Source organism: Marinoscillum luteum (assembly GCF_044005705.1).
In the GTDB taxonomy this organism is placed as follows: Bacteria; Bacteroidota; Bacteroidia; order Cytophagales; family Cyclobacteriaceae; genus Marinoscillum; species Marinoscillum luteum.
This window is the reverse complement of the sequence record NZ_JBIPKE010000015.1, coordinates 359,182-384,965: the sequence shown is the minus strand read 5'-3', so window position 1 is coordinate 384,965 and position 25,784 is coordinate 359,182. Positions and strand designations below refer to the sequence as shown.

Genomic DNA, 25,784 nt, shown 5'->3' with positions numbered 1-25,784 from the left:
CGGGAGGCACATAACCGATAGTGATTTCTACGCCTTATGCAAGTTGGCCCTTATAATTTTCTTCATATTTCTGATTTTTTCTAACGCAAGCAAAGACGCGATGGATAATTTTATTTCTAACTGCATTTATGACTGCCATTTTATTCTTTCCTTCATCAACTTTTCGTCGGTAGAATTCGGTCATTTCGCCTTCTCTACTTACCACTGAGAGAGCTGCCATATGAAGTATTTTCTTGACGGCTTTATTGGCCATTGGACTGACTCGTTTGCTTCCTTTGAGACTTGTTCCAGATAGGTTATCGAAAGGAGCTACTCCGGCATAGGAGGCATACTTTCTTGGATCTTTGATTGATGTGAATTCTTTAGTGGTCAGAAGTAATTCATAACAAAGTACTGGCCCCACTCCAGAGACGGATGTTACTATATTGAATAAATGGTTTAGTTGCTGATCCGAAGCGATAATTGCGTTCAATTTTTGGTCTACAGATTTGATTTGTTTTTGGAGGGTTTTGACAGCAGGCTGATTGACATTATTCATTTCCTTAACCAACGCTTTTGGTAACCATTTTTCGGATTCCTTGATGGGGGTTTTGAGTTGATTTTTGGCGTTGATGAGCCTTTTTCTCAATGCGGTCAGATGCTTGATCTTTACGAGAACATCTCTTTCAGGCTCCCAGAGCTGTATCTTATCTTGGTACCGTCTGGTATATTGACTAATTCTCAAAGCGTCTACTTTATCGTTCTTCCCCCTTACCATTCCCATGGATTGTTTGATTTGTCGCCCATGTTCTATACACATGGCAACATTCTTTTGGTGGAAGAATTGGATGGCGTTGTTATTATAAATGCCTGTATGTTCCATGCATACCAAGGAGTTGGTTAGAGAAACCTTTTCTTGTTTACACCTGGCAACAAATGATCGAATACCTTTTAGATCATTGGTGACTTGAATATGAAAGCGCGTTGATTGCGAATCGGAAACCGCAAAGTCGAGGGTGAGTTTACTTACATCCACCCCGATGAAAAATTGAAAATCCATAACTTTAAGATTGCTAAGAAGGATGGATTTGGATGTGCTTCTAAACCTTGTTAATGGACTTACCCGAAAGGGGTGTTCCTAATTTCTACCTGAAGTTTGTCCAAATAATCTGATAGGGGATTTAATCGCTAATTAGGTTTCAAAACCTGGCCTGTTAGTTAATGTTCCCCTATCAGTATCCTTTCTGGTTAAACATAATTTTAGAACATTAAGCTATGTCCTAATCTTGAAATAATTCAATGGGGTGAATCTAAAGGTCTGTTAGCACACGTATTTCTTAGTTCTTGATCAGGAATACAAGAAGCATAAATGTGAAAATTGGAACGAGAGCTTGCAGAAAGCTAAAGGCAAAATCTGAGGATTGGATTTTTCTATTCCTCGGATATTTATGCCAAAAACCTCCAATTGGAGTTCCTCCAGTTGAGCTAGAAGCTGAGGTTACGTAGGGGTTCGTTCCAGTGTAGTGTTTGAAAAGTCTTCTAAATAGTTCAAATGGAATCAAGTGTAGCAGTGCTGCTGACATAATTAGCAGTGTCATTCCACTAGGCACGTTAAAAGAGTTCGTGAGTTCGAATGTTAAGCCAAGAATGAAAGATACGATCCCAGCCGTTAAGCACCTTCGATAAAAGTTCGGGTTCATCAGGTCATCTGAAAAGGTGAATGAGAACAGAGCAGTTCCCAAGCCAAATCCAAATATCAAATACTTCAAAAGTTCAGGATTCATATGCGATACGTGGCATGTGTGCTAACAACAGGCTCACAACCACCAATGGCTGTTGCCTGCTTATATCAAATCTAGTGGTTTTTGAATCCTTAACAAACCATTAACGGCCATAAAGGAGTACTTCGTTCTTTCCTGTTTTTAATTTGAACATAGTATCACGTTATGAGCCGTTCTCAGTAGATTTTTTTTGGCATATCCCACGCTGCTCCAAGGCAGCTAAACTTTAGAAATTAAACCCTACGTATATATTGGGCTCAAAAAGAAAGTAGTTTCTCCATTTATCGTCCAGCTCCTTAAATCCAGCAGGAGCGTTGCTGTCAAACATCCAGTGCTGGCAATGAACCTGAGGTTCTATGAAAAATCGTTTTTTCTTACCAATGGAGACATGGTAGCCCAAGTGATACGAATTATAAAGTTTGAAATCGTTACCAATTTTATCACCGCTTTCATCCAGATACGTTTGAAATTGTGGTAAAACTTCAACAGTTGCGAATAGCCCCTTCCATAGCATGCGTTGGTACGTTACACCTATTCCTGTTTCTCGCACATGTCCTGGATAGAATTCGCTTTCTGTCTCTAACTTATCCAGTAGACCATCCCACCACTGGATCCCCATCGGTTGAAACAATCGCCAGGTGGCAAGTTTCAATCCTATGATATTCTTATTATCCAGATTACGCTTTACATGGAGCTCTATCATTTGAGTACTTGTGTGAGCGTCCCAGTCTCCAAAGTTCGGCCCAATGCGATCTGTCATAATAAAATAAGGTAAACTTACCCTCCACTTGTGGGCTACTTCAGTTTCTACACTCTCCGGTGAGCTGGTTTGAGCAAAAGCACTAAGCGTGCAAGCAAATAGAAGAATTGTAAATAGATTTTTCATGGTCTTAATTTTTTGATGTTTACGTGATTAATTAATTTTCACAAAGGTCAGGAAGGACTGAAAGTGAGATTTATGAGCTATGGAGCCAAATGCATAAGATATGCGGAAGGCATAAAAACTATGGAGCCGAGCTATAAATTATGAAGCAAACAGCGGAATTCTTTGCCGTATTATCGCAAGTATGATTTATGGGGTTTGACTTATTTCAAGCGGTCACAATGACCACATTGCCTTTCTTCCGACCTGAGTCTATGTATTGGTGAGCTTCAGCTACTTTTTCTAATGGAAACTGGCGATCAATGACTGTCTTTAGCCTTCCCTCTTTGTAGATATCCAGCACTTCTGAAAGCAGGTAGCGGAGCTTTTCTTCTTTGTTGGCACCTGTGGCTTCAAACTTTGCTTTCTTCTGACCAAAAAGTGACGTTTTAATCATTTGGAGTAGCAAAGAAAATTTCAAAACAGGGGATAAGTAGATACCCTTTTCTGAGAGGATATTTTTGCACGCTGAAAAGGAGCTTTTCCCAATCGTGTCGTACACATAATCGTATTTTCTGTCACTCTTGGTGAAATCTTTCTGTAAATAGTCAATCACCTCATCAGCACCCAGGGACCGCACCAATCCAACATTTCTACCACTACACACTGCTGTGACGTGTGCTCCCATATACCTGGCGATTTGAATGGCGGAAGTCCCCAGTGCACCTGAGGCCCCATTGATCAATACTTTCTGTCCGGGCTTCACTTTAGCAATTTCTTTCAGGAAATTATAGGAAGTCAAATGACCATCGCAGAAGTTAGCGGCCTCAGAAAAATCCAGATTTTCCGGCATAGGCAGAATGACACCATTCTGCGATATGGTCAGGTATTCTGCATTGGAGCTGAATCCAAAAGTAGTTTCTCCAAATACTCGATCGCCCATTTTAAATGCAGTGACTCCTTGGCCAACTTGCTCAACGACTCCAGCAAAACCGGTTCCGGGAATGGCCTTTTTGGGTTTGGTTATCCCTACAAACAGTCTGGCTATATAGGGTTTTCCGGTGCGCATCATGGCATCAGCTGTGGTAGCGGCGGCAGTCATTACCCTCACCAATACCTCATCGGATTTTGGTATGGGCTTTTGTACTACTTGTAATCGCAGCACATCAGGCAATCCATACCCTGTGGCTACTGTTGCTTTCATTGTTTGTGTCATGGTTTAAATCTTTAATTCATGACAAAGAAAGGAAGAGGTGAAAGGGTAAATGTTCGGTATATTAAGAAGAGGTTCGGAATTATAATTCGGAACTAAAAACCTGATTATGCCTGACTTTTCTGGAATTCTTTAGGTGTCATACCTACTTCTTTTTTGAATGCTGTATTGAAAACGGTCTTAGAGTTAAAGCCACTCTCGTAGGCCAGCCCGATCAGCGAAATATGTGAATTGTCTGGATCAAGGACGAGTTGTTTGAAGTGTTCAATACGCTTATGATTAATAAACTCGTTAAAGTTTTTGCCAATAGATTCATTCAATAACCATGAAAGCTGATTAGGATGAATCTCTACTTGCTCAGCTAGCGTACGCAGCGTGAGTGAAGGGTTGAGGTACGGTCGCTCAGATTCCACATAGGTTTGTATTTTCTCTACCTGTTCTTTTGTGATGGTGTGATCTGACTGTCTGGCTTTTTTGACCTTTGTTTTTTCTCCGATTTTAGGATAAACCCTGGCGTGAAATTCTAAATATTTTGACTCTGAATGAATCGGCACTCCCAACGGATCACTAAAAGCAAGTAGGAGGATAGAAGAGGTGCTTTCAAAAAGTTTCTCTAAAACACTAAACGCATCGTCATATCTACCCAGATTGGCATAGGTAAGGAACAGATAGGCGTGAGCATGGTGGGCTTCTGGCTCCTGAGCATGCTTTTCCAGCTTTTGCAAATGAGTAGTGCTTTTTCCATCCTTTGCATCGATCAGGGCAAAGAGGCCTAGTCTTTCATCTGGGGTAAGGGCCTGCTCAGGGATTTTATCGATCGTCTGGCAAGCTAATTCGAGTTGACGCTCCTGAATAAGGATATAGATATTGACGAGAATGGCTGGAAGGTTTTTGTCATTGGCTTCCAGCAATTCGTTTAGAATCTCTTTGGCTTTGTCATTTTCGCCCACCCGATAGTAATAATTAGCTTCATAGAATTTGGTCTCCGGATTCAGTGGGTCTATTGATTTGGCATAATGAATATGCTCCCAGGCCTTTTTAAAGTCACCCTTAATAGAATGAAGAAAGGAAACAAACTGATGGGCTTCTGAGTAGGTAGGCTTGGCCGCCAGAGACCTCATGCCATATTGCATAGCTCTGGCAAAATCTGCCTCAGTGAAGAGGTACTGCATGCCCAGCATGTAATTGAGTCCAGCATGGTCAGGATCGAGATTTTTCGCTGAGGTGATAGCTGCTATGCTTTTTTGCCATGCTTCTTCACGTGGGGCAAAACCCGCAACGGCCATAAAGCTATAGCTGTCGGCTATCCCGAGATAACCCTCTACGAGTTCTTCATCCAGTGCTATGGATTTTTCAAAGTGCTCAATGGCCAGGTGAGTATCCTCAGGGTTCCACTTGTAGAAATGATGGCGCCCTTTTAATAGATGCTCGTACGATGAAACACTCTTTGTAGGGCTGTTCACCAGCTGGCTGGAGATGTTCAAATGACCATATTGCTCTCGAATTTTATCAGCAATAAGCAAGCTGATTTCATCTTGAGTTTCAAAAAGGTTTTCCAGCTTTCGGTCCCAGGTCTCTGACCAGAAATGTGTATCCTCTTCTACATCTATTAGCTTGGCACGAACTCGAATTTTACCATCATGAATCTGTGCACTACCTTCTAAAAGGATTGCTACACCTAGTTTCGTGGCAATTTCGTCAAGAGAAGCTTTGTGGTTTTTGAAAAAGAAGCTGGATGTGCGAGAGATGACTTTCAGGCCATCGATTTTGGCCAGTGCATTGATGATCTCCTCCGAGATACCATCGCAGATGAATTCATTGCTACCATCTACACTTAGGTCACGAAAAGGGAGGACTGCTATGGATTTTTGATCGTTCAATTTCAATTGAGTCGTTGCTAATTGGCTCTAGCGCCCGTGTATGGCGCTGAGTCTCGCCACTGGCTTATAGCACTAAAATAGGGAAATCTGTCGCACCCGGCAAGGGGCGCCCGGCAAGGGGGTGCTTCCAAAGTTTGTAGAAAGCACTGCGTTCAGAAGGGGGAAAACTCCCGCAAGCTGAAGTCTCCAAACCGCCCAGAACTCTCTCCGGGGGGAGTGATTCATGGTCGACTTACATGGAAACCAGCCAGAAAGCACTCCTGATAGCTATTGGGAGGCGGATTTGTGCTAGCGAAAGTCATTCTCGATTTTCTGTTCGAGTTGAGCGTCAGATAAAAAGTTATTCACCCACATTGGCAGGAATATTTCCATTTCATTTTCCTCAAGTTTGTTCCCGATGACACATTCTATGTTAACGAGAAAAGCTTGATTTGCAAAGTTGATGGCTTGTCTAAATTGATTGTTCCGAACACTAAGTTTGTTTACGGCTTCTTCAGGAATAAACGGTATTAGTTGTTTAAAGGCAACCTGTCCAAAATCAAATGAAACTACATAAGATTCGCCATTGTCCTTTACCGAACCAGCTAATGTGAAAAGGTCGTGATCCAGTTGACCAATTTGCGTTATCGGTACATTCGGAAATACTAAACTTTCAAACTGATCAAAACCTAATCTCTTCAGATGTAATCCAAGATCTTTCTTAACCACTAGTTGACTTTGATCAAAGACTGTTGGTGGCGAAAGAATTCGTTTAAGATCACCTAAATAAAGTGGTAAAGCCTCTATTCTAAATTGTAGCATTGGCTCTACTTTTTCAATGTTATAAAGTACAAACTCTTTGCCGTTACAAAGAGCGAAAAACTTTACTCTTACTTCTGGGTGAATTGCATAGGAGTAAGCTTGTTCAACGTGCTTGGATTTAGTAATTACCTCGTTCGGAGATTTTGCATCGAGTATCCAAGCTGATCGTTCATCAACTTCAAATAGGTAATCTGGAATTATGTAAATTTCCTTTCGTTTCGAGCCGATTGCAACATATGGATGCAGCAAACTTCGACTTCTAATTATTTGATTTGGTTTCTGGGCTGAATAACCCAGTTCCCTGATGATTGGCAAAATAATCTCTTCACGAACCGAATCTTCCTTGAATTCTGAATCGTTCAGAAGTTCAAAATCAAAGCCTTCAAGTGGATTATATAGGTTATGCGGTTTCATGTGAACCTCTCGATTAAGGGGTTTTCGCTAACCAGCTATCCGGCGTGTGTCGGACAGTTGCTGGATAGCACTAAAGTAGCGAATCTGCCCAACCCTCACAACAGTATCCACGATGCACTGCGTTTCGCAAGTCAAAGGCCAGAACTGCAAAAGATGCTACGAGCGATGAAGTATCAGAATGGGCAGAATCGTGGGCGAGTCTCGATGCACTTTCAGAAAGCACTTTGACACATGGCGGATGAGCGTCTGTTACCTGCCGTTTCCGTAAAGTTTATCATAGTGTTGAATCACTCGAAACACTTCAAGGAGTGCTGAGAAGTTGATGAATAAATGCCAGTTACTAGAATAGTCAGACATTTGTCCATGAAGGATCATATCACGATCTTCTTTAAATCTTCTTCTCAGGAAATCTAATCTTGTTTTTAAGTTCACCTTGATTTTATCCTTTCCAATCATTCCTATTTTTTGGAAATCCATAGGAATTGAGTGATTCAATAAATGAGGTTCTTTTTCTTGGGTTATGATTTCCAGTTCTGTTTTGGATATTTCAAAATCATCCTTCCATTCTCCCTTTCTTAACAGGCTATCCAGCGAGTTGAATTTGGGATCATTAAGATCCAGGTGGAGTTCTTGCTTTTTGTTGAGAAATGAAGCCAAGTCCCTTACGATACCTTCAATTGTTGTCATAAGTAGAAGATTACAAGCTTTATTGAGCTTCTTCTTATGACAAATCAGGACTTCTTTCAAAGCTGCATTATGGCGTTCATAAATTGAATTTTTGAAGTATGGGATTACTTCATCATTTGTCCGTTTGACTTTGTTAGGAAGATGTTTTCCTAAAGTATCAAGATCAAGTTTTCCAGCTGACATTTTCATTGCTTCATCAACTGTAATGTCACCGGACCATAATGAATCAGCAACTAGACTCCCATGAAAGGAGTAGAAAATAATGAAGATAATATCTGGGTCAAAAGGACTGAATAGGAAGCGATCATGATGTTTACAGTGACCAATAATTCTGTCCTTGTCTAATTCTTGAACCAGAAGTTCGACGTAATCTCCAATCTTCTTAACATTTTGTTCTATTCGAGCATTTCTCCAATAGGAAACCGATCCTTCATGGTTCAGTTTGAACTGGACATGATCGTTAAAAATCGACCCACAAATGTCAAGGTACGTCTTAATTCCGTGTTCACGCTCGTGACAAATTTTCTCCAGTTTATCCACCGGATTTGGGAAAATTTCAACTTTCAATTTCTCAATGATTTCTCCGATTGTAACCATTGAATTTTTAGTTCAAGTTCATGAGTTAAGTAGTGAGTATGGCATATAACGTCTAGCTATGATGAGTGGGGATTAAAAAGCACTAACCTCTCGTCTCGCTTATAGCCACGCTTTCTTTCAAATTTAAAACTTGTGGCGGACTTTCCAATCCCTACCAAAATACCCTGACCGATGAGACCCCATTCATTCATAGCATATGTTAGGAGTATCTATTCCAATTGCTGTAGAAATCCCATTCAGAAATATCCCATTCAGATACCTCTTCATTTTCAATAGTAATTGCCAAGTATACATCCACTTCCAAACAGTTGTAAGCTGTTGAACCGTCATAACTTGGATATTCTTCATATCTATAATCTGGGACATAATACTCAATTTCTACTTCTAGCTCCATCTTAGCTGTTACATTGGCTATCAAAGTATTGTCGATCATTTCGTAAATGAATAAATCATTCAAGTCATAAGGATGAGCCTTAAAAGCATTAAGATGACCAGTACTTTCATTACCAGTATCACGTTCAAAAGAGGAAATCAATCTTGAGTTGCTTCCTGCAATATCGCAAAGGTGTTCAGCAACTTCATCAAGGTCGATATGATCACTAATCCAATCAAGCGTTATATGTTCAGTTTTAGTTGAATGCTGTACAATGAAATCCTTAATTGTTCGGAAATAATTAATTCGAGTATTTTCCTTTTCACATTCTTCCCGAAGCGATTCATGCAATTCATTGCTACTGTTCGCAAAATCGGAGGTGTTGAGACTAATAAAAATGACTTGTTTCTCATGACAAGACTTGGCGTACTCAATTGCAGTCAACCATATCAAAGCATCTCTAAACCCCTGCCCATCATCTCCACAGGGCTTGGTTCTATCTATAGCCCTTTTGGAAATAATTGGTAGAAAGTCGTTGTTATACGGAATTATTTTTCGTTCAGATATTTTCAAACGTTTCTTCACGAATTCTATATACTTATCGACTTCCTGGTCCAGATCAAGATCGGGAACAATATTTTCAATAGAGCTTGTAAGTGCTAAGTTCAGCTTGTCTCCGGCTTTTTGGAATGCCTCTAGTCTCTCAATTAATGTTCTCTTGTAAAGACTTTTTGTTTCATCCAGAACAATTTGCGGCATGACTAAATTGGAACCTGTTCGTTCCAAATAATCTAGCAAAACATCGAAATCCTTATTCTTAAGAGGAATATCAGCGCGAAAAATATTTGTATCTAATATAATATCCATTTGTTGTACTGCACTGTATTTACTCCTAACAACCGGCTAACAACCACCAATGCCTGTTACCCTTTGTATCAAATCTAGTGGTTTTTAAATCCTGATCAAGCCCATGGATATGTGGATTATACTTTTCATACTTTAATCCGTAAGGATATCCGATAGCTCTAATTCAACTAGCTGGCCAATTGAGGCTAGCTTTTGAATATCCAGATCTGACTTATTGCCATATATAGTGATCACAAAGGGTTGATCCTTAAATTGTGAATTGTAGAATTTGGCCAGGTCAGTCATTTTAAGGTCTTTGTAAACATGAAAGGCATGTTCATTGGGGTCATTGGTATATCCCATATTTTGATACGCTAAAATCTTAGCTCCCAGTTGTCTGGGTGCAGGATAGTTGGTCACTATTTCTTCCATTTTTATTGATCTCAATGTTTCGATCCTGCCGTCTCGATGTGGAAACTCTTTCAGGAGGTCAATCATCACCTCAATTGTTTCATCGGTTTTATCGGATTGACACCCAAAACCAGCAACCAGATACCCTTGCTCATCTGCACCATTGGGCCTGATGTACCTGCCAAAAATGCTGTACGCCAGGGATCTGTACTCTCTTATTTCCTGATAAACCACTCCTGTGAGCGACTCACCAAAGTAGGTGTTGAATGCCTCAATGTATGGATATTGGTTGCGGTCAATGCTGTCTCCCTTCAAATAGAAGTATACCTGACTCTGTCTGATTTTTGAGTCATTGATCAGGAAAATCTTGTTTTGAGAGATTTCTCGTATGCTTGATTGATTGGAAGTGGCGGGTGTTTGGCCAGGTGTTATTTGGAGTTCTTTCTGAAGCAACGTCCTCAGTTCATCTTTTGATTTGGATCCGAAATAGTTGATTCGAATGGTATTTTGCAAAAGCTCACTGATCCTTTGTTCATAGACTTCTGGTTCGGTTAGTCTAATGGTCTCGATAGGCGTTCTCCTCCGAAACCTGGTCTGATCATCAAACACAGCGTATCGAATGAGGGCATAGCCCAACACAAAGGGACTAGACTTTTCTTCTTCCCGTTTGATTTTTTCTGTCGTATAAACTGATTCAATCGAACCGGGTGTGACTTTTGGTTCAACCAGCAGTTCATTTACCAGCTTTAAGCAGGCTTGAAGATTGGCTTCCAATCCATCGAGGGTGATGATCACCTCATCGCGCTCCAGTGAAACCATGAAACTGCAACCTAAGGACTCAAAGGCAGACTTCAGTTCCTCTCTTGAGCGCTGTTTGGTGGCTATTCTGGACAACAGATCTGTTGTTTGTTGGAGTGCCGGATTTGTTTGCCACCCTGTTTGCAGCCGTATCTCAAGAGAGAACAAGTCATTTATCGCGTTTCTAATGGCAATCCCCTTATTGGAGCCAATGGAAAAGGTATCTGCTAAATTGAAATCAATGGTAAGCGGTTCACTGATTTCTTTTGAAAGCTTGTCCAAAAGGTTTCTGCCATAATCTGAAGAGCTGGCCTGTAGGGTAGGGATAGGCTTTAGTGAAGGTTTGGTCAGATTGTCCTTTTTAGGTTGTCCCTTTTTTGAGATTAAAAACCCGTAATTCTTTGAGAAATACTGATCGATGGTTGCCAACACATTGTCCGCAGTGATGTTTTCTATTTCGTTGGGGTACTTTAATGCCTCTTCCCAGGAGAGGTTGAGAAAATCACAGGTTGCGATGAGTAGCGCTCTCGCTTCAAGGTCTTCCAGCTCCAGCCAAAAGTCCTTGATCAGGTTTTGTTTTGCTCCATTTAAGCGCGCATTCAGGAAATCAAGGTCTTTAAGTTTTGTAATCTCATCCAGTATCAGTGATTTAGTTTCATCCAAAGATGACTTAGGGTTGGGGACAGCATGGATATTGAGAGATGACGATAAGGCATGCTCATCAATTTCTATGTTTAGCTGCTGGACCTTATTATCGACTTCCAGTTGATCTAAGATGCCTGTTTTTTGTTCGTTACTCAATAAATAAATCACGACATCCAGGGCTGGACGATCTTTGTGATGGATTCGTTTGATGGGAAACAATATACTGATCATTGGAAAAGGGGTGACACTAATTTCTTTCCTTCTTTCCCCACTCATGGGTTGGTAGTCCGGGAATTCAATGGGTTCGTAATCTGCTGATGGAAGCTTGGAAAAAGATGATTCTATGGATTGCTTTGCTATAGCAGTATCAAAATTTCCTACCAGAAACAGGGCCATATTGTCAGCGACATAATGCCGGTTAAAAAACTCATGCATTTTGGTCAATGAAGGGTTTTTTAGATGTTCAGTTTTTCCGATGGTTGGCCAAAGGCCGTATGTGTAGTTCGGGTATAATATTTCCTGGGAGGTAGTGTAGAGTGCATTTTCATAGTCATCGTCCCATCTGTTTTTTTCCTCATAAACAACCTCCAGTTCGGACTGAAATGTTCTGAAAACCGGGTTGATAAACCGTTCCGCATTGATGTCGATCCAATGCTGCATGTTGCGTGCCGGGAAATAGCTGTAGTAAAAAGTAACGTCATAATCAGCAAAGGCACCGACTTGTGTGGATCCTAAGCTTTTCATTAGGGCCGAGAACTCATTTGGCAGCCCATATTTGGCAGCTGCTATTGATTCGGCATTGATTTGATCTTGTATTTTCTTTCTTTTACCACCAGTCACCGTTTCCAGCTGTTCGTACATGTTGATGATTTTCTGATAGTGGACATTTTCACTTTCGAAATCAGTTGTACCAAGGTTTTGGGTTCCTTTGAACAGCATGTGTTCTAAGTAATGGGACATACCTGTAGCATCCGGAGATTCATGTATAGATCCAGCTCTGACTAAAACCCCACCGAATACATTGGATGCTGTGGTGTCTTGATTTAAGTACACTTTTAACCCATTCTTGAGCGTGAATTGCTCAACTTTCAGAGTGTTGTTGAACTGAGCATTGACCAGGAAAGAGAGAGAAATGAAGAGAAAAAACAATAGTGTTCTCATATATGATGTCCGTTGATGCAAGGCGTCACAACCACCAATAGCCGTTGCCTGCTTGTATCAAATCTAGTGGTTTTACACTGCTGAACAAACCATTATGGGGTATGAGGGCCTATGAGGTTCTGTACCGATACACAACCGCACATGTCACGAAGGATTTCTTAGCGGCACTGCAATATGGCTCGGTAGGGAAGGTGACTCACCATGCTTATTCTAGGCAGGCAATTCAAATGAGGGTGGAGTGTTATGAGCAGCCACGCTTGTTAGGTATCTGTCATTTTTGCGAAACCGGATAAGTCAATTTGTCGAATAGGTCTTGGCGTTCGAGGTTGGAAGTTCGTGCGTAGACAATCGCAAGCTCTAAAAAACTTGCAACTCAATAAGTTTATGGATGATAGTGTTTGTTGTAGGGCTGTTATTCATTTGATACAAGTTCAAAAATTTGCTCTATTTCCAGATCAAAGGCTCTGGCAATTCTGATTGCAGTTATCGTAGAGGGAATGAATTTTCCAGTTTCAATCGTGTTAATGGTTTTTCGAGATACGCCAACTTTTAAAGCCAATTCGGCTTGAGTCATGTTTTTTTTAGCCCGTTCCACCTTTATGGTATTCTTAAGCCCGAATTCAGTCATTTGTGAATATTTGGTAATAGGTAAAAGCTGATAGAGCAGCCGTCACGGCTGCAAAAATGGATATTTCAGCAGATAGAATACCAGAAACATCAAATGATAAAAAGGATAAAGCAATTATTACCACTTGGGTTATAAGAACTACGAATAGAGCTAACCGCCATGATTTTAGGCGATAGAGCTCGACCAATTCATCGTTGAGGATTTGTGACGCTTGTCTTACTTTCTTGGCTTTAAATCCGAGCCGAGTTAATTGAACTAAACCAAGTGTCCAGGTCAACCAACCAAATAAGTATATTATTTGAAAGTGAGTTGCAAGTCCTCCTTCTATTAAGTAGCTATCAAAAATTCGGAATCCATCCCAAAGAACAAATCCGATCAAATTAATTAGGAGCCACCTGCTTCTCATTTTTTCCAATTCTTCAATTTGTGTTTCTACAGTTGTCATAATTGTAACTTAAAGGTTTTATAAAGATACCTACAGGTTACAAATGTTTCAAAAAAACATGATGCATGCAAATTTTTATGAAGAAGTTAAAGTGAGTGATGTTTGAAATGCCCTACAACGCTCAACTATCATCCGTAAGCTGGACTTCTTAAATATCTATAAAAGTATCCTATAGCACCAGCCTTTGCAAACAGCTCAATAAGCTTATGGATGATAGTGTTTGTTGGCGGTAGTGACTTTAATATCTAACATCTGCTATGCTACTGTTTTTTTCAAATTGAGCTTTGGCAAATGGACAGAGCGGTAGAATCTTCACTCCCTTCTCTCTGGCAAATTCCACAGCTTTCATCAGCATCTTGTGACCGTACTTTTTACCTCCAAACTTTTCTTCTACCAACGTATGGTCGATGATAAATTTGGATGTTCCAGCCCATACATAGGTCATTTCTCCGGCAAATTCTTCATTCTCATAGATAGAAAAACGTCCTTTGTTGTTGTTCTCCACCTGTTCAATTCTAACCATTGCTTCTGATTTCTTAATGCTCAGTGCCCCAGACGGACACTTGGCCACCTGATTGATTAGCTCCTGACTGCTCGCATTATTGGGATTAATCCATGGCTTTTCTTTGGGATGGTATACACTGGGCAATGTTTTTACACAGATTCCCGAATGGATACATTTTTCGGGCTTCCACAGGATGGTTACTTCACCGTTTGAATATTCTTTGGTTATCATATTTTCAATTTTAAATGGTATGCAGTTCTGGTACTTTCAATTTCTCGATATCCCAGTTGGCCTTTTGGGCTCCAGCCATGTAGGCAGATTCAAGGAAATCAAGAAGAGTTGTACGTGGGGCAGTCGATTTTAACAAATCATTAAGGGTTAGAATTGCCATTGGGCTTCCATTACTGGAAACCCAGGAAGCAGTAGCAGGCTTCAGAGGTTCCAGATCAATTCCCTCAGGAGAAGGGTAAGTGTAAGAATAGAAGGCAGGTTCGGGTAGGTTTTCGTCTCCTCCCCAGAAACCAAAACTAATGCACTCGTGCGAGTAAGCATCTTTGTCTGATAACCTGGCCGTCGCAGGCATAGCGGGTGCCAGATTTCCCGAGAAGCGGGTGACTGCCAAATCCATAGAATGCCAGTAAAGATGAACCGGGCAAGTCTTCCCGTAAAAGCGCCCACTAAACGCTTTAAAAATTCCATCCACCCAAAGCAGGATGCGCCAGAAGTCTTTGGTATATGCCTCACTATAATGGTGATACTCCTCGATTTCGCCAAAAGATTGGTCAATGTTCAGGTCAAAGGGCTTGTCTATTATCGAAACTGGAATGTCGAATCGTTTGAGAAATTCAGAAAGTTGTTTGTAGAAATCTGAAATACTCAAGCCATGCAGGAGTGGAAAACTGGCAAACTCGCCTTTACTGTTGCTCACTTCCAACTGGTGTTGATGTACATTGATCGTGACTTCAAAAGTATCCAGACCCTCGTTGTAGGGTATGGAGCCAGTAGTTATGCCTTTTGTGGACACATACTCGGTTACATACCACCAATGATTTTTTCGAGGCGTTAACCTCAGGCGGATCTTCCCCATGATCTGTAAAAACAGATGTAAGGTCATTTTCTTTTGTTCGTTTCCTTTATAAGTTAGGAGTGGCAATGGGGCTGAATTACTCATTCTATTACGTTTTATTTTATAAGCTTAGTTAAAGATGATTACCTCATTATCACTTTAAGCTTGTTTTTGATAACTGATTCTGCCATATTTCCCAGAATAAAAATCATTGTAGGCTTGTGAGATTTCATGCTGTGTGTTCATCACAAAAGGACCCTGTGCTACAATGGGTTCATCATAGTGTTCGCCACCAAAAAGGAGAATGTCTATTGGCTCTCGTAAAGTATTGGCGATTTCAATTTCTCCTGCTTCATGATCAAACTCCACAAATTCTCCTGCTGTAAATTCCGTATCGTTAAGCCTGGCATTCTGCGTAGGTAAGAATGCGGCTACTTCTGTTTTCTCAGAGAAAGGAACGGAAAGCTGCTGCTTCCCTTCGAGATGGATATGATATAGAAACTGTGCAGTATAGTCCGGGATACTTGATTTTAGCTGCTCATAGTGACCCAAAATAATCTTGATCCAACCACGGTTGCCGGGCAATATTCGTTGTGGAACTTCACTGGCCTGAATAGCCATATACTCTGGTTGTTCTGCTTTGATATGTGATGGAAGGTTGATCCAAAATTGAAACCCATGCATCGCTGGATTATTCGTTTCCGAATCGGGATTGGCGGTTTCATCATGGATAATCCCATTTCCTGATTTCATCCACTGGATTCCGCCAGATCTTACAATGGCATGATTTCCAGCACTGTCGAAGTGCTCAGATTGTCCGCTAAGAAGGTAGGTGAGTGTAGCTATCCCCCGGTGGGGGTGAGCACCTGTACCGGCTTTCATCTCAGTGGTTAGGGTAAGTGGCCCCATATGGTCAAGAAAGACAAATGGACCAACGGCATTTGCATAGCGATTGGGTAGAATACGATGGATGCTGATTTCACCGATATCTGCCCTTTGGCCTTTTCCGGAAAAACTAATTTGCTTCTTCATGTTATTGTCTGTCAATGATAGTTATCAAGTAATAACGTAAAGTTGCATAGAGTATGCAGCTAAAAACGATGACAAATCGTAATTAAAAACGTTGACAAAAGTCAACAAGAGTTAAGCCATTTGGAGATTACTTTTTGGTGGTACTACCCCGGACCCGACTCAGCGTTTCTTTGGTGATGCCCAGATAAGAGGCAATGATATGCTGTGGAAAGCGCTGTACAAATTCAGGGTACATCTGAGCCAGTGCCTCATAGCGTTGCTCAGCAGATAGACTAATGCTTGCATTTACTCTTTTTTGCATGGCAAAATGGTGATTCTCATCCATCTTGGCTTTCATCTCTAAAAAGGCCGGTATCTTATCCAAAACTATCAGGTCAGTCTGTGTCAGTAGGAGTAAATCCGTCTCTTCCCATGCATCTATATAATACAATGATGGTGTAAGCCTGGTGAAACTCTCCCGATCGCCAGCCCACCAGTTCTCTATTGATAATTGTACGATATGCTCACTCCCCTTTTCATCCACACTGTATTGTCTCATAGCACCTTTGACAACAAACCCGTAATATTTGCATACTTCACCACTTTGCAGAAAGTACTGCCTCTTCCTGAGCTTTTTTGTCACAAAAACACGTTTGATGGTATCCACTTCGTGATCATTAAGTGGGAATAAGGCATATTGGTTGATGTATTCAATGAGTCTATCGTGCATTTTATGTTATAGCATTACCTACAACGATCAGATATGGCGAGTGGCCATACCCTTTGTAAAAAGCACTAATGTAGTGAAACTGCCCAACCCCCGCAACAGTATCCACAATGCACTGCGTCCTGCAAGTCAAAATCCAGAAAGAAAAAAGTCCCTAGAAGCACAAAAGCTGGCAGAATGGGCAGATTCACGGTCGCGTTGCACTGAACTGTCAGATAGGCAGTTTGGCCATTCGCTATATCGCCTGTTACAGGTATTTCACAGTTACCCATTAGGCAGTTAGTTCATCGTTAAAAGGAGCAGTTCGAAGTGTTGCGTCGATTTCCTTCTGAGTTCGATCAGCCCAGTCTGAGTTAAGTGTTCGCATGAGTTCAACCTGCTTCGAAAAGAGTTGTCGCCGGAAATCTTCGTTTGGATTCCGGTTCTTACGTTCGTGTTCTACTGCCATCGAGAAAGTTGTGTCCTTAAACACCATAAACATCAAATGCTTTAGGTCAAAAGCAGGTATGCTGAAAAGTTGTTCGCCCCGTTCATATGCTTCGTAGTATAGAGTTCCATCCGATGAAAAGGAAATATTCGGCCTAGCAAAGTCTTGGTTGTCGTCTACAGTTGGAAGTTGGTTCGGTTGCGTTCCAATGAGTTCAGCGAGTCGATGAAGTTCTGATTCAATTTGCGATTTCGATATCTGCGCCATGAAGAGTGATTACCTGTAACGCCCATGTATGAGGCGTGTGCTCACACTTTGTGGACAGCACTAAAATAGTGAAGTCTGCCGGTGCTTCCAAGGTTTGTAGAAAGCAGTGCGTTCTGAAAGTGAAAAAATCCCGCGAGCTGAGAATGGCAAATGTCTGAAAATTTCCTCGGTGGCAGACTCACGGTCAAGCTCAAATGCAGCTTGTAGAAAGCACGCAAGCATATGCCTCATACAGTCTGTTATGTGGATTTTTGTTCGTCTGGGTGGTGTTCGTTTAGCCACTTGAGAGCTTCTTCCTTCAGTTCGTTTTGGAGTTGTTCTACTGTTTGTCCTTTCGAATAGTAGTTAGCGCCCAAGTCTTCAAATTCCCACCAACCATGGTAAACAAGGTAAAATGGCATTAGCTCACTTTTGTAATCAGATTCAAGAGTTAGGTTGTACAGATAGGTCAGCTGATCTCGAACTTTGTTATCATGCAGAACTTGGGTTAGGCGATATCTCACCTGTCCATTAAGAGCTTCTTCTCCTGTTAGAATAGGCAGGTTCAATTCCCTTAAGGCACTATCGAGATAGTTGATAATATCACGGGAGTCAACTGGCTTTGAAAATGAGGCAAGAATCAGAATAGATTCAGTTTCGATGTTGTTCTCCAGAAGTTCAATAGCCCAGTCCACCACTAAATCATAGTTGAAGTTGGTCGTTCCCCTATGGCATTGAATTAGTTCGGTAGTTGATGGAAGGTTCATGAAAGTTCCTTGAGTTCTCTCGAGTTGCGGTAATTCCACATAACGATCAGATATGGCGAGTGGCCATACCCTTTCAAATATCTACCAAGGTAGTGAAACTGCCCAACCCCCGCAACAGTATCCACAATGCACAGCGTTCAGAAAGTCTAAATCCAGAAAGAAGAAAGTGACTAGAAGCACAGAAGCTGGCAGAATGGGCAGGGTCACGGTCAAGTTGCGCTGAAGTATCAGATAGGCAGTTTGGCCATTCGCTATATCGCTTGTTATCCTCTTTTCTTTATTTTGTTGTTCCTGATTCGTACCCATTGTCCGTGTGCGACACCAAGAATTATGGCAGTTGGAAAATACACGTTAATTAGTTTGTCTGTGTATTCACTGTAGATGTTCGAATGAATAAGAAAGGCACCCATTAAAAAGACGAAGGTTGAGGAAATTGTTGCGACTATCCAGTTGAAAAGTACGGGTTGATTCGTTGTGTTGGTTTGTTCTGGAATATCACTTTTCGCAGGTTCCTTGGAATTAAGGAAAGCGTTGACAAGAGTTCGGGTGAATAAAGCAGCAAGTACACCACCACCAAATCCATATTTTAGAGAAAATAAAATATCGAAGTTGTTCTGAGTTAAGTAGTTAGTTAGAGCAACTAAAATGAAAAGGATTAAACCCCATTTGAAGGATGTCTTCAGTAATTCAGGCCAACTGTTCGTTATATCTGGTTTTTCATTTTCATGGTTTATTTCCTGAGCCGGAGTTGATCGGGATCGCCTTAACATGAGCCCAAAAATTGGATAAATGACAAACGCCGATGTAATAAATGCTAAGACCAGACCATATCTGATATCACTTAGTGTAATTTCTTCAAATGTTGCTTCTTCACTGACAACAATAAATAGTGTCATTACAGAACCCATCAGAGTAGCAACGATTAGTGAGGTGAATATCCAGTTTCTGATATGAATTAAGAACTTCTTCATCTAGAAGGTAATTGAGGATAACGATCAGATATGGCGAGTGGCCACATCCGTCTGTAAAAAGCAGTAAAATAGTGAAACTGCCCAACACCTACAACGGCATCTACGAAGCACTGCGTTCTGAAAGTCAAAGTCCAGAAAGAATGAAGTGTCTAGAAGCACAAAAGCAAGCAGAATGGGCAGGGTCACGGTCGGATTGCACAAACGTATCAGATAGGCAGTTTGGCCATTCGCTATATCGCTTGTTACCTGCTTGTTATGTATTCGTAGAGGTATTCAGAAGATTTTCCAGTTTCGTAGTTCGTTTGTTTGTTCGAAATCAGAAGGCCGTTCCGATATTCATAAGTTGAAACCCTAATTGTGTCCAAGTTGAGGTTAAGGGAGGTTATTTGGATAAGGTTCATATCAGAATTCCATAAATAATGAGCAAATCCATCTTCTTTGATTTTCTCAGTTGGTTGTCCGTTTTCAAATCTTGTTTCTAACAACCCTTCAGCAGAATATTCGAGAAGTGTTCCTTTCTTAAGTTTGAATGTTGAAATGATCCCGTTAGTGCTGGACGTCTTTGAAAGTATTCCTTTTTTGTTGTATTCAAGAGTGATGCAAGAATCTAGCTCAAATTCAACCTTTGGGCTTATAGTTGAGTAATCACAGGTCAAAATCAGATTGCCAAGTTCGTCATATTCGTAAGTTGTCTTAGTAGCGTCATATGGTTGATTCATGATGTAGGTTGACTCAACAACCCTATTAGCAGAATCATACTTGTAATATTGTTCATCAATATCCGTGGTATCTCCGTTCCAGTATTCAAGTTCAGAGGTCTGAAATCCGTTGGAGTTATACTTCTTGATATACTTTAATGCCTTGTTCGTGGAGTCTCGTTCTATTGAAGAATCGTAAACTCTACATTCGACAATATTTTCTCGTCTGATAACACTTGGTTCAGTGTTCGCATAGTTGAAGAAATAGAAGTCTGCTATCTGTCCAACCGCAACAGAAGAGAAGGTTATCAATATCATTATGGTTCCGAATATGCGCATTGAAGATATGGCAGGTAACAACCGGCTAACAACCACCAGTGGTTGTTATGCGCCTTGTAACACTACCAAATCTAACGGTTTTCAACTTCCGAACAAACCATTATATGGAATAAGGGTACTACTCGTTTGCTGCCTACTGAGTTCATCTTAGATTGATTTTTTGGGTTTGAGCCGGGGCTGTTGCATGGAGAAGCAGTGTATACCGCCTCCACCGAGGTTAACGGCCCGCGCATCCAGCATGACGACCTTACGATCCGGAAAAAGGGACTCTAATACACCCTTGGCTTGTTCGTCTTTCCGCTTGATTTCATCGGTCATTCCCTCACGCCAATATTTTTGCCCGATCACTATGGTATTGGTGATCAGAAAATTCAAATAACTGGCCGCAGCCACCACCGCGATGGTGTCCCCTTCAGGAAAGATGCTACCATCCCGGTAATCCAGGGTTTTGATATAGTCGTACACGTAATCCCCGGGGGCCATTTCATCAAAGACTGTCGCAGGCAGTGGTATTCTCACGATGTTGAATGGATTCCCGTCCTGATCAGTTTCCTGTAGCAAGAGCTGATAATTTTCCTCCAGTCTCCTGTGGTTTTCCATGGCTATGGGGTTATCAAATTCCGAGCTGTCCACTTGCGCCAGCAGGATGGTAGAGTCATTGACAAACCGGGCAAATTCATCAATGTGCCCATTGGTGGTTACTACGGTATAGGCTTTGGTGCCGTCTGCGGTGTTCAAGGGCCCCAGAAACGTGTGATCATCTTCCTGCAGGCCTCTTTTTAACCAAATGACTTTCTCCACACCCAGCAAACGACTATACTCAGCTTCCATTTGTGATTTGGAGAGGTGAGGGTTTCGTCCCTGCTCCACGCTCTCCGTCACCATCAGGGTGCCGAGCCCATTCACCTCACGATTGCCCCCTTCACTGATCATGGAGCTGGAAATGACGGGTAGTTGCAAGAGATTGGCCACACGGGTGTCATACAGCTCTTCAGTTTGAGTGTCTGTATCGAGCGTATCGGTATACCCCCAGGCATTAAAATTGAAATCGGCAATGGCGTGCCTGCCATCACTTGTTTCCACGAAAGTGGGGCCCATGTCGCGGGTCCAGATCTCCACCGATGGGATTTCCTGTATGGTGAGGTTTTGACTTTCCTTAAACCTTGAATTCAGCACCTTCCGGGCTTCATCGCAAAGCGCTTTATCCCCACAGGTGACAATAACATTCAGGTCATCGATGAGCGCTTCTATCACCGCCAGAGTGACCTTTTGCACAGATTCACCATGCTTATGCTCTGTTGGTGGCCAGATCAGCCAGACTGCATCCACCGCTTCATATTCGGCAGGCTGCCGTATCACTGTCCAGGAGTCGGGTTGATTGCTGTGGGTGGCACAAGACAGGAGTAGGAGGGCAGTAATAAATAGGGTTATTCTCATGTTTGTTGGCGTGTGATGCTCAAGTGTGTGTCCTTCAGCTAAAGGTGTTAAAAGTAGTGAACCGGTACCATACATGCAATCTCAGGGATGATATGGGATGTTTAGATGAATAATAACCGTACTTATCACATTTCTTCAGGGTTTCTTCAGATTCTTCTGTTAATTTAGAGCCATAAACACTGTGTAAACCTGTTGCTTAACTTGCTTCTCGTGTTTTCCAATAAGGGCCATCCCTAGTTTTAACGCTCTTATTCACCCCACCCAAAAATTTTAATGTATTCAGGTATGCTGGCGGATTGGCTGGCACAAAAAATGAAAAGGAATCCATGAAATACCTCATTTTCATTGCGGTCAATTGCATTATTTTCCCACTCCTCGCGCAGGAATTTTCCCTCAGTGGCAGCATTCAAAGCCAGGAAGATCAGTCTACTTTTCCGGGTGCCACGGTGGTGGTCCAAAACCCCGGCGACTCTTCGATCATCAAGGGGAGCATCACCGACTATGAGGGTCATTTCAAGATCAGTGGCTTAAGTGCCGGTACGTACCTGATCAAAGCGGACTTTATTGGCTATCAGACGCTGTACCAAAAGATAGACCTGACCAGAAACCTGGACATGGGCACATTGGCACTGGTGGAGGATACCAAGGTGCTGGAGGCCGTTGAGGTGGTGGGCAAGCCCGTGGCAGCCATGCAGAAGGGTGACACCACGCAGTTTAGTGCCAGGGCCTACAAGACGGCCCCCGATGCTTCCAGTCAGGAACTGATTGAGAAACTACCCGGCATCAGCACGCAGGATGGAAAGCTACAAGCCAATGGTGAGGACATCCAGGTGATTTTGGTGGATGGCAAGCCTTTTTTTGGAGGGGATGTGAATGCCGCTCTGCAAAACCTGCCCGCGGATGTGGTGGCCAGTATTCAGATTTTTGACAAAAAGAGTGACAAGGCGGCCCTCAGTGGTTTTGATGACGGTGCGCAGCAAAAGGCCATCAACATCATTACCAAGCCCAGTCGGAGGGTGGGCCAGTTTGGTAAATCCACCATCGGTGTGGGGACTGGCGGTACCTATCAGGGTGGCGCCAGTGTCAACTTTTTCAATAACGACCGGAGGATTACCGTCACCGGACTGAGCAACAACATCAACACGACCAACTACTCTGCAGACCCCGGCAGTATGGGGGATAACATCAATGCCAATGGGCTGATCAAAACCAATAACCTGGGCATTAACTTTAGTGATCACCTGGGTTCAAAATTTGAATTGAATGGAAACTATCAATTTTCGAGAGAGGAGAATGAACAAACTGAGCGCAAGCTGAGAGATTATGCCCTGGCCTCAGATTCCGGCCAGATTTACTCCGAAGATCGCTATACCAACCGCCTGAATGTTGCACACAGGCTGGGTCTGAAGCTGGAGTACAAAATCAATGAGAACAATGTGTTGCTGATGCGTCCGCATCTTTCTTTCAGAAATGAGGAAAGTATCAATGATTTTCTAGGCCAAACCACTTCTGGTTCCAGTCCGGTGAATGCTACGGATAATACAGCCACGGCCAGCTATCAGGACTATGATTATGACAATAACCTCTACTATAGCCGGAAGTTTGGCAAAAAGGGACGCAGCTTCACCTCGCGACTACACACGGGGTGGCATACCAACGAGGACCGATCCAGGCGCTATGCCGAAAACCAGTTTTTCAACGAAAGCGATAGCCTGGGCATACTTGATCAGCGAACCACTCGCTCCCGAACAGGCATTTCGTGGGAGGTCCAGGCCTCTTACACCGAGCCACTTGGCGAGCACAGCATGATGGAACTGGAGTATGAAATCGGAGATCGCATTGATGACTCGGATAAGCTCACTTATGATGCCGACGAATCGGGTGACTACAATGCGCTGGATACTGCGCTGAGCAATACCTTCAAGAGTGAATACCTCCGCCAGAAGTTTGAGGTGGGGTATCAGTGGCAAAACGAGGGGCTGAAACTGCAGGTAGAAACAGAGTTTCAGCGATCCGATATGTCCAACGATCAGGTATTTCCCACTCAGACGGACCTGAATAAGGGATTTAGCAGTCTGCTGCCATCGGCACGGCTGGATTACCGACTCTCCGAAGACAAGCGCATAGAGCTGAGTTATCGTACTTCCACCAGACAGCCTTCCATTGGGGATCTTCAGGATGTGATTGACAATTCCAATGCCCTGCAGCTCAGTGCAGGAAATCCCGACCTGAACCAGACCTACAACCATAAGGCAAGGGCCCGGTTTTGGTCGAGCGATCCTGAAAATGGTAAGTCGCTATACGCCTCGGTGGAGTCTTCCTTTTCGCAAAACCTCATCACCAACTCTACCTTCATAGCTGAAGAGCCACTGGAGGTGGCTGAGGGTGTGATTCTGGAGCAGGGGTCACAGTTCACACGACCTGCCAATGTGGATGGTTATTATCAGTTTAGGTCTTATATGAGCTATGGAAATCCCCTGGAGGTGATCAAGTCCAATATCCGATTCAATGGGGGTGTGAACTTTACCAGAAAGCCCGGGTTGGTCAACGACGTGTTGAATTTTTCGGATGCCCACAACTACCGCCTGGGGGTGTCGCTCAATACCAACATTAGCGAGACCTTTGATGTCAACATATCCACACGATCCAGTTACAATGTGGCTAAAAATTCATTGCGGCCTTCGCTCAACAACAACTACTACAATCAAACGACCCGGTTAAAATACCGGTGGGTCTTCTTGGGCGGGTTTGTTTATCGGGCAGACCTTCGTCATCAGCTGAATACCGGCCTCTCGGAGGGCTATGACAACAGCTCTATGCTGCTCAATATGAGTGCGGGGCGTAAGTTCTTAAAGAATGATCTGGCTGAGATCAGTGTGAATGTCTACGACCTCCTGCAGCAGAACAACAACGCCCGTAGAAACATCACTGAGCTTTACATCGAGGATCAGCAGTCCACAGTGCTGGAGCGCTACTTCATGCTCACGTTTACCTACAACATCCGCCACTTCAGTGCGGGTACCACCCGTGAGGATTTTGAGGATATATAGGTGAATCGGAATGACGGAGCGGGAAAAGAACGTCATTCCGGTTTCTGAGGCACGAAGTATACCGGAATCTTCGTGCTGATGGTTTAATGGGCTCGTCATGATAAGTCCCATCAAGCTCACTATGAGGGCTAGAGGATCTACTCAGAGTTGTGCCATGCTTTGTCACACTGAGCTCCGTCGAAGGGTGAGACAAAGCAGTGAGATTCCCTATAGCCAATAATGGTTTGATCAGGATGTAAAATCTGTGAGTCTTGGTTTTGAGCATACTTAACATTGTGGTTGTCAGGTGCTTGTTTCTATCATCTTTAAAACCCTCTTCCCTCTAATATTCGAGCGAATGATTGGTGTCATTTTAAGTATGTAGTTGCATCATATATACGGTTTGTGTTATATTTAAATATCGTGCGTGTAGATATTTATCATGCTGAGGATCAAATCATTGGTGAGCAAGGTGTATGCATTTATGGGTTGTTCATCATCCATAGAGCAGGATCAAAGAAACTATTTATAAATGGTTAAGGCCTGATGCACCTTATTTGACCATTGAAATAATCAGAAAAGCCAATGGAGGAATTAATTTTTACGGCTGGGGAGCTGAGAGCGGCCTTCCTGGCAGCAGTTGGGACACTAGTAGTCACTTTGTTGGTAAATAGATTGCAGAATAAGAGCCAAAGGAGTATCAACAAGCAATTTTTCACCTATTTCCATAAAGTAGGTTCTTCGGGTAGTCAGAAGTCAACATTTTATTGCTACTACATTAATCCCATAAAGAAGAAGTTTGTTCAGGCACCATTGATATTGACCCATTTAGCAGTGAAGGAAAGTCATTTTGATGCTTTTTATAAGGCAGAGTACTACTCGCTTGATTCGGATGGAAACACAAAGAATTATCAGGGAAAAGGCACAATGAAAGGCAATATCATGGAGTTGTCTTTGTACGACAAGGCCAAGGGTGAAGTCCTTTTTATTTTGGCCTATTTGGCCAATAACAGGGATAGTGTCCTTTTCAATGCTTTGCA

20 protein-coding genes are annotated in these 25,784 nt (G+C 42.4%); 1 reads left to right on the top strand and 19 read right to left on the bottom strand.

Going from position 1 to position 25,784, the window contains the following annotated elements; translation table 11 throughout:
• Positions 1–34: 34 nt before the first annotated feature.
• From ACHKAR_RS09410 to ACHKAR_RS09320, 19 genes are all read right to left on the bottom strand, one after another.
• Positions 35–1,039, bottom strand: a complete 1,005-nt coding sequence (locus ACHKAR_RS09410) for an IS110 family RNA-guided transposase (RefSeq protein WP_395417201.1) — start codon at positions 1,037–1,039, stop codon at positions 35–37.
• Between the two features lie 947 nt (positions 1,040–1,986).
• On the bottom strand, positions 1,987–2,646 hold the full coding sequence (locus ACHKAR_RS09405) for a hypothetical protein (protein ID WP_395417200.1): 660 nt from the start codon (positions 2,644–2,646) through the stop codon (positions 1,987–1,989).
• Positions 2,647–2,851: 205 nt separating this feature from the next.
• Positions 2,852–3,826 (bottom strand): NAD(P)-dependent alcohol dehydrogenase, encoded by a 975-nt coding sequence (locus tag ACHKAR_RS09400; RefSeq protein ID WP_395417199.1) that lies wholly within the window; start codon positions 3,824–3,826, stop codon positions 2,852–2,854.
• Positions 3,827–3,942: 116 nt separating this feature from the next.
• Complete coding sequence (locus tag ACHKAR_RS09395) at positions 3,943–5,715, bottom strand: helix-turn-helix domain-containing protein (RefSeq protein ID WP_395417198.1); 1,773 nt, start codon at positions 5,713–5,715, stop codon at positions 3,943–3,945.
• Positions 5,716–6,003: 288 nt separating this feature from the next.
• Entirely contained in the window at positions 6,004–6,930 is a 927-nt protein-coding gene (locus ACHKAR_RS09390) for a hypothetical protein (RefSeq protein WP_395417197.1), read from the bottom strand.
• A 249-nt stretch (positions 6,931–7,179) separates the two neighbouring features.
• A complete protein-coding gene (locus ACHKAR_RS09385; RefSeq protein ID WP_395417196.1) occupies positions 7,180–8,214 on the bottom strand; it encodes a hypothetical protein in 1,035 nt (344 codons plus the stop codon).
• A gap of 199 nt (positions 8,215–8,413) precedes the next feature.
• Complete coding sequence (locus ACHKAR_RS09380) at positions 8,414–9,454, bottom strand: PIN domain-containing protein (protein ID WP_395417195.1); 1,041 nt, start codon at positions 9,452–9,454, stop codon at positions 8,414–8,416.
• 132 nt (positions 9,455–9,586) lie between these two features.
• Positions 9,587–12,448, bottom strand: coding sequence for a M16 family metallopeptidase (locus tag ACHKAR_RS09375; RefSeq protein WP_395417194.1), 2,862 nt, complete (start codon positions 12,446–12,448; stop codon positions 9,587–9,589).
• A 412-nt stretch (positions 12,449–12,860) separates the two neighbouring features.
• A complete protein-coding gene (locus ACHKAR_RS09370) occupies positions 12,861–13,076 on the bottom strand; it encodes a helix-turn-helix transcriptional regulator (RefSeq protein ID WP_395417192.1) in 216 nt (71 codons plus the stop codon).
• Positions 13,069–13,521 carry a hypothetical protein gene (locus ACHKAR_RS09365; RefSeq protein WP_395417191.1) on the bottom strand — a complete coding sequence of 151 codons (453 nt, stop codon included), beginning with the start codon at positions 13,519–13,521 and terminating at the stop codon, positions 13,069–13,071. The genes ACHKAR_RS09370 and ACHKAR_RS09365 overlap by 8 nt, the downstream gene beginning before the upstream one ends.
• Before the next feature lie 238 nt (positions 13,522–13,759).
• The gene (locus ACHKAR_RS09360) at positions 13,760–14,257 is read right to left on the bottom strand and encodes a GNAT family N-acetyltransferase (protein ID WP_395417190.1); all 498 of its coding nucleotides are present in this window, start codon (positions 14,255–14,257) and stop codon (positions 13,760–13,762) included.
• A gap of 10 nt (positions 14,258–14,267) precedes the next feature.
• A complete protein-coding gene (locus ACHKAR_RS09355) occupies positions 14,268–15,197 on the bottom strand; it encodes a DUF5996 family protein (RefSeq protein WP_395417189.1) in 930 nt (309 codons plus the stop codon).
• Positions 15,198–15,251: 54 nt separating this feature from the next.
• Positions 15,252–16,124, bottom strand: a complete 873-nt coding sequence (locus tag ACHKAR_RS09350; RefSeq protein ID WP_395417188.1) for a pirin family protein — start codon at positions 16,122–16,124, stop codon at positions 15,252–15,254.
• A 127-nt stretch (positions 16,125–16,251) separates the two neighbouring features.
• Positions 16,252–16,833 (bottom strand): Crp/Fnr family transcriptional regulator, encoded by a 582-nt coding sequence (locus ACHKAR_RS09345; protein ID WP_395417187.1) that lies wholly within the window; start codon positions 16,831–16,833, stop codon positions 16,252–16,254.
• Between the two features lie 268 nt (positions 16,834–17,101).
• Positions 17,102–17,524 (bottom strand): Imm63 family immunity protein, encoded by a 423-nt coding sequence (locus ACHKAR_RS09340; RefSeq protein WP_395417186.1) that lies wholly within the window; start codon positions 17,522–17,524, stop codon positions 17,102–17,104.
• Positions 17,525–17,763: 239 nt separating this feature from the next.
• On the bottom strand, positions 17,764–18,309 hold the full coding sequence (locus ACHKAR_RS09335; RefSeq protein ID WP_395417185.1) for a hypothetical protein: 546 nt from the start codon (positions 18,307–18,309) through the stop codon (positions 17,764–17,766).
• Positions 18,310–18,533: 224 nt separating this feature from the next.
• A complete protein-coding gene (locus tag ACHKAR_RS09330) occupies positions 18,534–19,241 on the bottom strand; it encodes a hypothetical protein (RefSeq protein WP_395417184.1) in 708 nt (235 codons plus the stop codon).
• A 242-nt stretch (positions 19,242–19,483) separates the two neighbouring features.
• A complete protein-coding gene (locus tag ACHKAR_RS09325) occupies positions 19,484–20,257 on the bottom strand; it encodes a hypothetical protein (RefSeq protein ID WP_395417183.1) in 774 nt (257 codons plus the stop codon).
• 168 nt (positions 20,258–20,425) lie between these two features.
• Positions 20,426–21,715: an agmatine deiminase family protein gene (locus ACHKAR_RS09320; protein WP_395417182.1), complete on the bottom strand. Its 1,290-nt coding sequence runs from the start codon at positions 21,713–21,715 to the stop codon at positions 20,426–20,428.
• A 326-nt stretch (positions 21,716–22,041) separates the two neighbouring features.
• On the opposite strand from ACHKAR_RS09320, the gene ACHKAR_RS09315 reads away from it, so the two are divergent.
• The gene (locus ACHKAR_RS09315) at positions 22,042–24,765 is read left to right on the top strand and encodes an outer membrane beta-barrel protein (RefSeq protein ID WP_395417181.1); all 2,724 of its coding nucleotides are present in this window, start codon (positions 22,042–22,044) and stop codon (positions 24,763–24,765) included.
• The last annotated feature ends 1,019 nt before the right edge of the window (positions 24,766–25,784 follow it).